Here is a 13,474-nt window from a genome sequence, read left to right as displayed (position 1 = left end):
CTAGGTTTTGCGCAAATGCAAAGAACAGTCCACCTTCTGGGAGATCAAAGAATGATGATGAAAGAGAACAGCCTGTCGTATGCAATCCGCCTGGCCTGCGCCAGCGGCTTGCTGGCAGCCGGAGTCTGTGCACCAGTTTTCGCCCAGCAAACTGACGCTGCCATCCAGCGCGTTGAAATTACCGGTTCGTCGATCAAACGCATTGCCCAAGAGGGTGCGTTGCCGATCCAAACCCTGAGCCGCAAGGACATCGACCAAACCGGCGTGCAGAACGTGGCCGACCTGGTTGCCCTGCTGCCTTCGATGCAGGGCATGATCACCTCGTCCGCTTCCATCAACGGCGGCGGCGGCGGCGTCCAAAGCGCATCGGTGCACTCGATCGGTACCGACTATACCCTGGTGCTGCTGAACGGCAAGCGCATGGCGCCATATGGCACCGGCAGCGCCGTCAACCTGGCATCGATCCCGCTGGCAGCGGTTGAGCGCGTCGAGATCCTGACCGATGGCGCCTCCACGCTGTACGGCTCGGACGCCATCGCCGGCGTGGTCAACTTCATCCTGAAGAAAAACCAGAACGACCTGAACATCGACGCCACGTACAACCGCCCGCAACATAAAGGCGGCCAGAGCGCCAACGTCTCGATCACCAAAGGCTTCGGCAACTACGATAGCGACGGCTTCAACGTCATGCTGGCGTACAGCCACGACCAGAGCAAGGCACTGAACGCCACCCAGCGCCCGTTCGCCAGCTCCGGCGTGGTCAAGTTCAGCAAGGATGGCAAGCAATATGCCACCTGGCAGAACTCGATCAACTCGATCCCGGCCAATGCCGACGTGTTCAACGGCCCTGATGTTGAAGCAACGTTCTCGCCGGACCTGGTTAATAACGGCAAGTGCAGCGGCCCCAACACGTTCGCGCGCGGCGGCGTTTGCCGCTATGACTATGCGGCAACCGTGGAACTGCTGCCTGAACTGAAGCGCGACAGCCTGTTCACTTCCGGCGCGCTGAAGATCTCCGACAAGACTCGCCTGACCGGCGAATTCGTCTATTCCAAGTTCACCAGCACCGCACGCTACGCGGCACCGGCACAGCCGCTGACCACCATGAGCACCGATCCGGAAACCCACGTAAAGACCATCAGCCCGGTCTACATCGTGCCTTACAAGAAATCGGTGGAGCCGCTGCTGGCTGGCCAGGACATCGATCCGAACGCCGTGACCGACGCCTACCTGTACTACCGTGCGCGTGACGCGGGTGGCCGTACCGATGACTGGGGCACCAAGGCCCTGCACTTCTCCGTCGGCCTGGACTCCGAATTCGCAGGCTGGGACGTTGGTGCAGCCTACACCCATTCGCAGAACAAGCAGACCGACAAGGCGGCAGGCGGCTACATGAGCGGCGACAAGTTCGAAGCCCTGGTCCAGTCCGGCGCCTACAACCCTTACGTCTTCGACCCGAATGCCGCTTCCATCCTGGCGCCGGCAGTGCTGCATGAAAACCTGTCGACCACCAAGTCCAAGCTGGACGTGCTGAGCGCCCATGCATCGCGTGAATTGTTCGCCATGGCAGGCGGCAATGCCGCCCTGGGCCTGGGCGCCGACTACACCATGCAGAAGTACGAAGATTCGCCAAGCAGGATCGTGATGGGCCCTGGCCCGGGCAATCCGGGCTGGACCGACACCGTCATCGGCGGCGGCACCGGCTCCCAGCCGCTGGATGCCAAACGCAACAACTGGGGTGCATTCGGCGAGCTGCAAATGCCTGTCATCAAAGGCCTGGACGTGACCGCTTCGGCGCGTTACGACAGCTACGACGCGGTCGACAAGCGCAATACCAGCTACGACGTAAACGGCAATCCGTCACTGGCAGGCAAGCAGGGCAAAGACGTCTCGAAGACGACCTTCAAGTTGTCCGCCCGCTGGCAGCCTTCGAAAGAAGTGATGCTGCGTGGTTCTTACGGCACCGGCTTCAAGGCGCCGACCATGAATGACATCTCCGATCCACTGAAAAACGCAGGCTCGTCGAACTTCTTCGCCTGCCCGATCAAGAACGCGGCCGACCCACGCTTCGCTTACTGCCGCGGCGTGCAGGAATACGGCCTGCTGACCGTGGGTAACCCAGGCACCGGCGCCGATGCGCTGAAGCCTGAAACCTCGAAGCAGGCGTCGATCGGCATGCGCCTGGAACCGATGGACTCGCTGTCGCTAGGCGTGGACTTCTGGGACGTGCGCCTGAAGAACCAGATCCAGAACCTGTCGCAGGACATGCTGTTCGGCACCGAGGCCCTGGCCAACAAGTACGCCACCATCTACTTCGATCCGATCCAGAAATCGAAAGTCCTGGTGATGACCCAGTCGCCGCTGAACCTGGCCAGCTCGCGCTACCGCGGCATCGACCTGGACGCGACCTTCCGCGCCGCCACCCCGATCGGCAAGCTGACCACGAACTGGACCGCAACCTATATGTTGAAGGCCGAGAAGACCGTGCCTGATGCCGACAATCCTGGTGCGAACAAGACCGAGAGCAGCATTGCCCGTTTCGACTCGTACGACGACGTGACCTTCCGCTGGATTTCGCGCCTGGTGTTCTCGCTGAAGTCGAGCGAGCAGTGGGCCAACTCGCTGACCGTGAACTACAAGTCCGGCTATGCCGACAAGGACTTCACGGCTGACGACGGCCGTGTACGCTCGGTCAACGACGACGGCACCCTGGGTGGCTACGTCGACCTGAAAGGCCGCAAGGTCAAGGAGTACACCACCGTTGACTGGCAGTCGAAGTACGTCTTCAACCAGAACTTCTCGATCACCGGTGGTATCCGCAACCTGCTGGACAAGGATCCTCCACTGTCGATCCGCGACACCGGCGGCGGCAACCAGGTTGGCTATGACGGTCGCTACACCGATCCGCTGGGCCGTACGTTCTACCTGACCGCCAGCTACAAGTTCAAGTAATCCATCTTTACTCACTCCCGCTCCCCGCCGGCGCAAGTTGGCGGGGATTTTTTTTATTGTCGCTTAATGTTTCGTTTGTTTCACTTATCAAACATCCATTGCCAAACCAAGCCGCTGATGATCTGATAACGCTCCCATTAATTTATTACTGAGATGTTTATCAATGATCATCGAGAAAGCCCTGTCGCGCTCCCTGCGCGTGATGTTCGCCGGTAGCCTGGCCATCGGCAGCGCCGCCGCCATTGCCCAGGAAGCAAGCCCGGAAGCGCCAATGCAGCGCGTTGAAATCACCGGTTCCAGCATCAAGCGTATTGCTGCCGAATCCTCGCTGCCGGTGCAGTCGTTCAGCCAGAAAGACATCAAGAAGTCCGGCGTATCCACCGTGACGGACTTCATCCAGCAACTGCCGGCCATGCAGGGCTTCTCGGTGGCGGCGGACTCGGTGGGCGGCGGTGGCGGCGGCGTGACCACCGCCTCCATCCACGACATCGGCGCTGCCTACACCCTGGTGCTGCTGAACGGCCGCCGCGTCGCGCCGGCCAACTCCGGCACCACCATCGACCTGAACGCCATCCCGCTGTCGGCCATCGAGCGCGTGGAAGTGCTGACCGACGGCGCTTCCGCCCTGTACGGCGCCGACGCCATTGCTGGCGTGGTCAACTTCATCCTGAAAAAGGGCGCTACCGACTGGGAAATCAATGCCAAGTACTCGCGCCCTGAGCAGAGCGGCGGCGCCAGCAATGCCATTTCCCTGAGCAAGGGCTTCGGCGACATCGACGAAGACGGCTACAGCGTGTTCTTCTCGGTCAGCCACGACGAGCAAAAGCAGCTCAAGGCATCGCAGCGCGACTTCGCGCGAACCGGCATCATCAACTTCACCGACCCGGCCAACGGCAAGCAGCTGCAGTTTATTAACGGTTCTTCCCGCTCGCTGCCGGCCAATGCCGGCGTGACCTACAACTCCAGCGAGATCGATCCAAGCACCGGCAAGCTGGTGGAAAAGACCGTCAACCTGAACCCGTATGCGCTGGCCCACGGCGGCAAGTGCGCCGCGGTCAATGCCGACTTCTACGGCGACGGCAACTGCTACTTCGACAGCGCATCGACCATCGAAATCAACCCGAAATCGCAGCGCGACGCCCTGTTCTCGTCCGGTAGCGTCAAGCTCGGCAACTCGGGCTTCAAGGGCTTCTACGACCTGGCCTATACCGAAGCGAAAATCGTCGCCTCGATCGCGCCCTACCCGGCCGACTTCTCGATCGCCAAGGGCTCAACCTTGTACAACAAGTACATCCAGCCTAACCTGAACGCCGAACAGGACGCCGGCGCCACCTCCGTGGTGGCCAAATACCGCCTGTACGAAATGGGCAATCGCACTTATGACTACGGTACCAAGGCCACCCACCTGGTGGCTGGCGTGGATGGGGCCGTGGCCGGCTGGGACGTAAATTCGGCCCTGACCTACTCGAAGAACAAGCAGACCCAGAAATACGTCGGCGGCTTCCCGCTGGCCGACAAGTTCCAGGCTGCGATCGACGCCGGCAGCATCGATCCGTTCGCCTACGGCCTGGGCGAAATGCCGCAAGCCATGCGCGACACCCTGCTGTCAACCGGCTTCAGCGGCACCTACAACACCCAGACCGTGGAAATGAAGGGCTGGGATGCCCGTGCCTCGCGTGAGGCATTCAAGCTGCCAGGCGGCGCGGCCCAGGTCGGCGTAGGCGTCGATTACCGCAACACCTCGTTCAAGGTCAACCAGGCCGACGTGGCCAAGAACGCCCAGATCCTGTTCGACAACCCGCAGGTGGACAGCGCCTACGAGCGCGACAACTTCGGCGCCTACACCGAGCTGGTCATGCCCGTCAGCAAAGCGCTGGAACTGACCGGTTCCGCCCGCTACGACCAGATCGGTGCCATCGACAACAACCTGACCGGCCAGAAAGTCGGCAACAAGGAGAACGCTGCCACCTGGAAGCTGAGCGCCAAGTACACCGCGGCCAGGAACCTCTTGTTCCGCGCCGCAGCCGGCACCGGCTTCCGCGCGGCATCGATGCAGGAAATCGCCGGCCCGCTGGAAGACTGGGGCGTCACTGGCGGCAACTACCAGTGCCCGCTGGCCGGCACCAGCCACCCGCTGGCCTCCTACTGCAACGGCGTGGTACGCCAGCAGTTCGAAGCCTTCCAGGGCGGCAACCCGGACCTGAAGCCGGAGAAATCCAAGCAGTGGAGTATCGGCACCGTGTTCGAGCCGACCAACTCGCTGTCGATGTCGCTTGATCTGTGGAACGTGGAAATACGCGACCAGGTGACCGCCGTATCCGAAGGCCTGATCTTCGACAACCCGGCCAAGTATGCCGAGCTGTTCACCACCAAGCACATCGGCTCGACCGGCAAGGACGTGCTGGCCATCAAGCTGCTGCCGATCAATATCGGCAAGGTGGAAAACCGCGGCCTCGACTATGACTTCACCCACAAGACCAAGCTGTTCGACGGCAAGCTGACCAGCCGCCTGGCCGGCACCTGGCTGATCCGTTCGCGCTACACCACTCCGGGCACCGACGACCAGTGGGAATCGAGCCTGAACCGCTACGGTTCGAACGACAAGGTCAGCTTCCGCCACGTGGTGCGCGCGTCGACCAGTTTCGAGCAGGCGCAATGGACCCATACGCTGAGCGCCAGCTACCGCAACGGCTACACCGACAAGGAACAGTCCGTCGATGACTGCGCCGTGATCGTCGCAGGCCAGCCGGGAGAATGCTATGGCATCACCCTGCAGGTGCCGAGCTACACCACCTTCGACTTGCAGACGGCTTACCGCCCGGTGAAGAACCTGGAAATCACCGGCGGCATCATCAACCTGTTCGACCGCGATCCGCCGTTCACCCTGCGCAACACCGGCTCGCACCAGGTGGGCTACAACCCATCCTACTCGTCGGCACTGGGACGCCAGTTTTATGTAAGCGCCTCCTACAAATTCTAAGCCGCGAGGCCAGGACCAGCCCCGCCTGCCCGGGCGGGGCTTTTTATCGTTTTTGAAATTTTGTGGCAAATCGGGCACACTTCCTTCCCCTTGAAAAGCTGCATTTCGGCAAATTCGAACTCAATATCAATTGTTCAAATTGTCGTCATTCCACCGCTAAATCTCCCAACGCAAGTCAATTTGCGTCTTTTCCATCATTCGCAGCGAGTACCAAAGCTGAAGTTGTCTCGATAACTTGCGACTTGGTTCTCATTGACACACTTCGTCAATGAATGATTTGATAAGCGCGGACGTAAAGCAGAGACCACAAGTTGCACTGTTTGTCGTCAAACAAAAATTAAGGGCTGGCAACGGCCTTAAACAGTTTGTAATTCTTGGGAGTATCAAAGATATGTTGAAGGAAACCATTCTGTCCCGCTCGGTCCGCGTGATCTGCGCGGGTGGCCTGGCGCTTGGCATGCACGCCGCATTCGCACAAGAAGCAGCTGAACAGCCAATCCAACGCGTGGAAATCACCGGTTCCTCGATCAAGCGCATCGCTGCCGAGGCATCGCTGCCGGTTCAGACTTTCAGCCAGAAGGATATCCAGCGCACTGGCGTCACCTCGGTCACCGACTTCATCCAGCAACTGCCTGTGATGCAGGGCTTCACCGCATCGTCCGACTCGGTCGGCGGCGGCGGCGGCGGCCTGACCACCGCATCCATCCACGGTGTTGGCGAATCCTATACCCTGGTCCTGGTCAATGGCCGCCGTATCGCACCTGCGACCTCCGGCACCACCATCGACATCAGCACCATTCCGCTGGCAGCCGTTGAGCGTATCGAAGTGCTGACCGACGGTGCTTCCGCACTGTACGGCGCCGACGCGATCGCCGGCGTGGTCAACTTCATCATGAAGAAGGGCGCAGCTCCCCTGACCATCGACGCTAAATACAGCCGTCCACAACACCCAGGCGGCAAAGACCGCACCGTGTCGATTTCCAAAGGCTTCGGCGACTACGAGAACGATGGCTACAGCCTGTTCATGTCCTACAGCCACCAGGATTCCGACCGCCTGAAGGCATCGCAGCGCGACTTCGCCAAGACCGGCATCATCAACTTCAACGATCCTAAGACTGGCACCCCGCTGCAGTTCTTCAACGGTTCTTCCCGTTCGATTCCTCCGAACGTGACGGTTGGCTACCTGAACGCATCCGGCACCAAGAAGTCGGTCTCGGTCAACCCATACCTCAAGATCAACGGCAAATGCCCTGCCGCCCACGTTGACCTGGGCGATGGCCAGTGCTACTTCGACTACACCAGCTCGGTGGAAATCGCTCCTGAAGTCAAGCGCGATGGCTTCTGGGCTTCCGGCAGCCTGAAACTGGGCAACTCCGGCTGGAAAGCATTCTCCGATATCTCCTACAACAAATCGGACATCTACGCCACCATCGCTCCTTATCCAGCTGAATTCTCGCTGGCCAAGTCGAGCCCGCTGTTCGCCAAATACGTACAGCCATATCTGACCGCTGAGCAGCTGAACGGCATGACTTCGGCCACCGTCAAGTACCGCCTGCAAGATCTGGGCGGCCGCGCTTACGACTATCAGAGCAAGGCTTCCAACATCGTTGCTGGCGTGGAAGGCAATGCCGCAGGCTGGGATATCAATTCCGCCCTGATCTACTCGCGCAACAAGCAACCACAGAACTACCTGGGCGGCTTCCCATTGGCTGACAAGTTCGACGCAGCAATTGCCTCCGGCAAGCTGGATCCGTTCCCATATGCCCTGGGCGAAATGCCATCGGACATGCAGGACGTTCTGCGCTCCACCCAGTACGTCGGCAACTACAACACCACCGACATCAAGGTGTACGGCTGGGATATGCACGGTTCGCGCGAAGCGTTCTCCCTGCCAGCCGGCCCGGCCATGCTGGGCGTTGGCGTCGACATCCGCAAGACCAAGTTCTCGCAGCGCGCCAACCAGGCCGTGGCTCACTCGGAAATCCTGTTCGACGACAACCAGCCTGAATACGCCTTCTCGCGCAAGAGCGGCGGCCTGTTCGGCGAACTGGAAACCCCGATCACCAAGGACTGGTCCGTCACCACCTCGGCACGCTATGACCGCGTGACCAAGCTGAGCGACGACCTCAACGGCGGCAAGGTCGGCGACGACCAGTCGGCCGGCACCTTCAAGGTCAGCACCCGCTGGCAGCCAACCAAGTCCATGGTATTCCGTGGCGCGTACGGCACCGGCTTCAAGGTCGCTTCCATGACCCAGATCGGCCAGCCACTGGCTGACTTCGGCGTGACCGGCGGTACCTACAACTGCCCGCTGAGCGCAGCCAACGGCCTGCAGAACCACCCACTGGCCCAGTACTGCGACACCCGCGGCCAGCTGGAAGTATTCCAGGGCGGCAACAGCGGCCTGAAGCCAGAGAAATCGCGCCAGTGGACCCTGGGTGCCGTGTTCGAGCCAACCTCGAACTTCAGCGCCAAGGTCGACCTGTGGTCGGTTGAAATCCGCGATGCAGTGACCAGCGTCAGCGAAGACCTGATCGCCACCAACCCGAACAAGTACATCGATCTGTACACCGTGAAGCACAAGGCTTCTACCGGACTGGACACCCTGGCTATCAAACTGCTGCCGATCAACATCGGCCGTCAGGAAAACAAGGGCGTGGACTATGACTTCCAGTTCCGCGAGAAGGTTTGGGAAGGCAAGCTGACCGCTCGCCTGGCCGGTACCTACATTTACCACTCGAAGTACACCACTCCAGGTACCGACGATTCCTGGGAATCGAGCCTGAACGTGTACGGTTCGGATAACGCTGTGCAGTTCCGCAACGTGATCGCTACCAGCCTGACCTACGACATCGGTCGCTTCACCCACAACCTGACCGGCAACTTCCGCAACGGTTACAAGGACAAGCACCACGACGTGGAAAACTGCGCTGTCAACACCAACGATGCGAACCAGGATTGCGTGGACGTGCAGCTGGACGTGCCAAGCTACACCACCTTCGACTGGCAGACCACCTTCCGCGCCATCAAGGGCCTGGACCTGACCTTCGGCGTGAAGAACCTGACCGACCGCAACCCACCGCTGTCGCTGCGTAACACCGGTTCCCACCAGCTGGGCTACGACCCACGCTACGCCAGCCCGATCGGCCGTACCTACTACGTTGGCGCAACGTACAAGTACTGATCGCTGAAGTAGCCTGAGTGCAAAAAACCCCACCTGCGCAATGCGCAGGTGGGGTTTTTTTCTTCTTCAGCGTGCAGCCTTCGCAGATCGAGCCTGTCCCTTCGGACAGGCTCAAACCGAAGGTTTATTCGCCTTGCAGGCGGCGCTGGCGCACCGCCGCGGCAAGGTTCTCCAAGACTTGCACGCTGGCATCCCAGTCGATGCAGCCATCGGTGATCGACTGGCCGTAGGTCAATTCCTTGCCCGGCACCAAGTCCTGTCGTCCAGCCACCAGGTGCGATTCCACCATGACGCCGACGATGCGGGTATCGCCGCCCGCCACTTGCTGCGCGATGTCGGCACAGACCGGTACCTGGTTTTCCGGCTTTTTCGAAGAGTTGGCGTGCGAAGCATCAATCATCAGGCGCGCTGCCAGGCCGTAGCCGGAAATCGCCTTGCACGCGTCTTCCACGCTGGCCGCATCATAGTTCGGGGTCTTGCCGCCGCGCAGAATGATGTGGCAATCCTCATTGCCATTGGTCGACACGATCGCCGAGTGGCCACCCTTGGTCACGGACAGGAAGTGGTGCGGCTGCGATGCGGCCTTGATCGCTTCCACGGCGATCTTGGTGTTGCCGTCCGTGCCGTTCTTGAAGCCCACCGGACAGGACAGGCCCGAAGCCAGTTCGCGGTGCACCTGTGATTCGGTGGTGCGGGCGCCGATCGCGCCCCAGGAGATCAGGTCTGCGATGTACTGCGGGCTGATCACGTCCAGGAATTCGGTGCCGGCCGGCAGGCCCATCTCGTTGATGTCGCGCAGCAGTTCGCGCGCCATGCGCAGGCCATCGTTGATGCGGAAGCTGTTGTCCATGTAGGGGTCATTGATCATGCCCTTCCAGCCCACCGTGGTGCGCGGCTTTTCGAAGTACACGCGCATGACGATTTCCAGGTCGCCCTTGAGGCGCTCGCGCACCGGCGCCAAGCGCCGCGCATACTCCAGCGCGGCTTTCGGGTCGTGGATCGAACATGGACCGATCACCACCATCAGGCGGTCGTCCTGCCCGTGCAGGATGCGATGCAGCGCGACGCGCGCCTGGGATGCCGTGTTGGATGCCGCTTCCGTGCAGGGAAATTCGCGAATCAGGTGCGACGGTGGCGTCAGCTCCTTCATTTCACGAATACGCAGGTCGTCGGTACGTTGCATGATGGTTTCTCCTGAGACTTAAATAAAATCGGTAAAAAAAAACCGCCATTACTGGCGGTTTGTCTTGGTATCTGCTGGGATCTCGCTTTGCTGCTACGTGAACCGGCCGCTACTCCACCGCCTTTGGGTTGGAATTGCTAAAGTAAAAAAAGCCGGCAAAAAAGTGCAGATGCATGACGAGAGTTCCCTGGATTTCGATCCACTATAACAACAGTTAAGGGCTATTGCAAGCGAGGCTTTCGATTGCTTGTCAATTGAAAGTAGATGCGCGGGCGCAACATTACATGTTTCTGACCGGACGTTTCCGACGGATGTTATCAGATATCAAATAGAATTTGATCAACCTTTGCAAGCGCTTAAGCCCGGCACTTCCATCGGCCCTGAAACACTTCTATTTGAGGAGAAGTACGTTGGCTACAATCAAGGTTAAATCTCTGATCTACTCCCTGTTGTCAGCATTCGGCGCACTGGCGGTCTTGCCGGCCATGGCGCAGCAACAGGCTCCCGAAGAAAAAATGATCCGTGTCGAAGTGACCGGTTCCTCCATCAAGCGCCTGGTATCGGAAACGTCCCAGCCGCTTTCCGTGTTCAAGGCTGAGGAATTCACCAAGCAAGGCTTGACCACCGCCCAGGAAGTGCTGGACCGCATCCCCTCCAACCAGACCAGCATGGGCGCCGGCAACGTGGTGGGCGGCAATGCCAGCGGGCTGCCGACCGGCGGCCAGGCCGTGGCCGACCTGCGCGGCCTCGGCGGGGACAAGACCCTGGTGCTGCTGAATGGCCGCCGCATTGCCAACCACCCGTATGATGGCGCCAGCGTCGACCTGAACGTGATCCCGGTGGCGGCCCTGGAGCGGGTCGAAGTGCTGCGCGACGGTGCTTCAGCCATCTACGGGACCGATGCCATCGGTGGCGTGATTAACTTCATCACCAAGCGGTCCGTAACGGGCACCACCGTCACGGCCGAGACCATGCTGCCGCGCGAATCGGGTGGCAAGGAACGCCGCGCCAATATCGTCAGCGGCGCCGGCAACCTCGACCAGGACGGCTGGAACCTGATGGGCGTGCTGGACTGGCAGAAGCAGGATGTGCTGACCTCGCAGCAGCGCGACTTCTCGAAGACTGCCGTGATCCCCGAGCGCGGGATGACCGTATCGGACGGCACCTCCGGTACGACCTTCCCCGGCAATTACTTCGATCCAGTCACCGAAGCAACAGGTAACCCGGGCTTTGCCAGCGGCTGCCTGCCGCCGTTCTCGCTGCCGCGCGCTTCAGACGGCACCTGCCGCCAGGACTATACGCGTCAGATCGACGACCTGCCCGAACAGGACCGCCTGGTGTTCTTCGGCAAGGCAGCGTTCAAGCTGAACGCCGATACCACGGCCAGCCTGGAATACCTGCACTCGCGTAATAAGGTCGTCTCGCGCACCGCGCCGCCGCCGCAAACCGGCCTCTCCCTGCCCATCACCAGCCCCTACTACCCAGGCAACTCGGGCGGCGTACCGGCCCAGCCCAACCTGTCAGGCGAGCCGCTGTCAGTCAACTGGCGTCCGACGGAAGCCGGCCAGCGCCGCATCAACTCCAAGGGTGAAGGCGACCGCCTGGTGGCCGCGCTGGAAGGCATCGCCGCAGGCTGGGACTACAAGGCTGGCCTGAACCACTCGGTCAGCAAGTCCGAGGAAGTCTTCACTGGAGGCTATGTGCAGGACGCAGGCTTCGCCGCCGGCGTACAGAACGGCATCCTGAATCCTTTCGGCCTGCAAAACGAAGCCGGCCGCGCCTACCTCGAGAGCGTGGCGCTGCGCGGCAAGGTACAGGACGCCAAGAACAAGTCCACCACCTTTGACATCAAGGGCTCGCGCGACGTAATGCAGCTGGCCGGCGGCGCCATGGCCGTGGCGCTGGGCGCCGAGTATCGCAAGGAAGACGCCGACTTCAACGTCAACCGCGACATCGCCGGCCAGGCCTCCAGTTCCGGCCTGTCCGGTTCGCAGTCCAAGACCGGTTCGCGTAACGTGAAAGCGGTGTACAGCGAATTGAGCGTGCCGCTGGTCAAGGACCTCGACATCCAGGCAGCCGTGCGCTACGACCATTACAGCGACGCCGGCAGCACCACCAACCCGAAACTGGGGGTGCGCTATCAGCCAACCCAGCAACTGCTGCTGCGCGCGTCGGCCAGCACCGGCTTCCGCGCCCCGACCCTGTTCGAGAAGAACGCGCCGCAGTCGAAGAACGACACCAGCAATTCCTACGACGACCCAATCCTGTGCCCAGGCGGCGTACCGCAGCCTGGCGCCAATCCGCTGCGCGATTGCGACCTGCAGCAGTTCAAGCTGCAAGGCGGCAATGCTGCGCTGACGCCGGAAAAATCCAAGACCTTCTCCTTCGGCGCCGTGTTCGAGCCGGTACGCAATACCACCATCGCGCTGGACTACTGGAATATCCGCCTGAAGGACAAGATCGGCGCACTGCCGGAGCAAGCGATCTACGGCAACTACGCCAAATACAAGGACCGCTTCCTGCGCAACCCGGACGGCTCGCCTTTCGCCATCCTGGACCTGAACGAAAACCTGGGCCGCGTGAAGACCGACGGTATCGACCTGAGCGCAACCATCAGCTCGGGCCACACCGCATACGGCAACTTCAGCTTCACCCTGGACGGTACCTGGGTCCACAGCTACAAGTACCAGAACGAGCGCGATGGCGTGTACGTCCAGAACGTCGGCACCTACGGCGACAACGGCCCGATCATGCGCTGGCGCCACAATGCCTCGCTGACCTGGCGCGAAGGCCCATGGAGCGCGACGCTGTCGCAGAACTTCAAGTCCGGTTATGTAGACCAGAACTTCGTGGCGCCGGAATTCTTCAACAAGGTCGATTCCTACCAGCTGTGGAACCTGTCTGCGACCTACACCGGCTGGAAGGGCGTAACCCTGACTGGCGGCGTGAAGAACCTGCTGGACAAGGACCCGCCGTTCACCAACCAGGGCACCGTGTTCCAGAAGGGGTATGACCCGCGCTACTCCGACCCGATCGGCCGCGCCATCTACCTGCGCGCCAGCTACACCTTCTGACTCGTGCGTAATAATACGTAAGCTAAAGAGAAATACAGTATCTAAAACTAAACCCCAATTGTTGGCATCCAACAATTGGGGTTCTTTAATTGGTCGGCTTG

5 protein-coding genes are annotated in these 13,474 nt (G+C 60.6%); 4 read left to right on the top strand and 1 reads right to left on the bottom strand.

Annotation, left to right across the window (positions count from 1 at the left end):
- Positions 1–51: 51 nt before the first annotated feature.
- The 3 genes from ACN9MZ_RS08250 to ACN9MZ_RS08240 all read left to right on the top strand — a co-directional run bounded on the left by ACN9MZ_RS08250 (position 52) and on the right by ACN9MZ_RS08240 (position 9,116).
- Positions 52–2,952, top strand: coding sequence for a TonB-dependent receptor (locus ACN9MZ_RS08250; protein WP_426341706.1), 2,901 nt, complete (start codon positions 52–54; stop codon positions 2,950–2,952).
- A gap of 163 nt (positions 2,953–3,115) precedes the next feature.
- Positions 3,116–5,932, top strand: a complete 2,817-nt coding sequence (locus ACN9MZ_RS08245) for a TonB-dependent receptor (RefSeq protein WP_426341705.1) — start codon at positions 3,116–3,118, stop codon at positions 5,930–5,932.
- Positions 5,933–6,323: 391 nt separating this feature from the next.
- Positions 6,324–9,116 (top strand): TonB-dependent receptor domain-containing protein, encoded by a 2,793-nt coding sequence (locus ACN9MZ_RS08240; RefSeq protein ID WP_426341704.1) that lies wholly within the window; start codon positions 6,324–6,326, stop codon positions 9,114–9,116.
- 124 nt (positions 9,117–9,240) lie between these two features.
- Here ACN9MZ_RS08240 and aroG read toward each other — a convergent pair whose 3' ends face one another.
- Complete coding sequence (gene aroG / locus ACN9MZ_RS08235; protein WP_426341703.1) at positions 9,241–10,299, bottom strand: 3-deoxy-7-phosphoheptulonate synthase AroG; 1,059 nt, start codon at positions 10,297–10,299, stop codon at positions 9,241–9,243.
- Positions 10,300–10,709: 410 nt separating this feature from the next.
- On the opposite strand from aroG, the gene ACN9MZ_RS08230 reads away from it, so the two are divergent.
- The gene (locus ACN9MZ_RS08230; protein ID WP_426341702.1) at positions 10,710–13,373 is read left to right on the top strand and encodes a TonB-dependent receptor; all 2,664 of its coding nucleotides are present in this window, start codon (positions 10,710–10,712) and stop codon (positions 13,371–13,373) included.
- The last annotated feature ends 101 nt before the right edge of the window (positions 13,374–13,474 follow it).

The sequence above is a fragment of the Pseudoduganella sp. S-14 genome, from assembly GCF_049913285.1.
In the GTDB taxonomy this organism is placed as follows: Bacteria; Pseudomonadota; Gammaproteobacteria; order Burkholderiales; family Burkholderiaceae_D; genus Rugamonas.
This window is presented reverse-complemented; position numbering and strand designations above follow the sequence as displayed.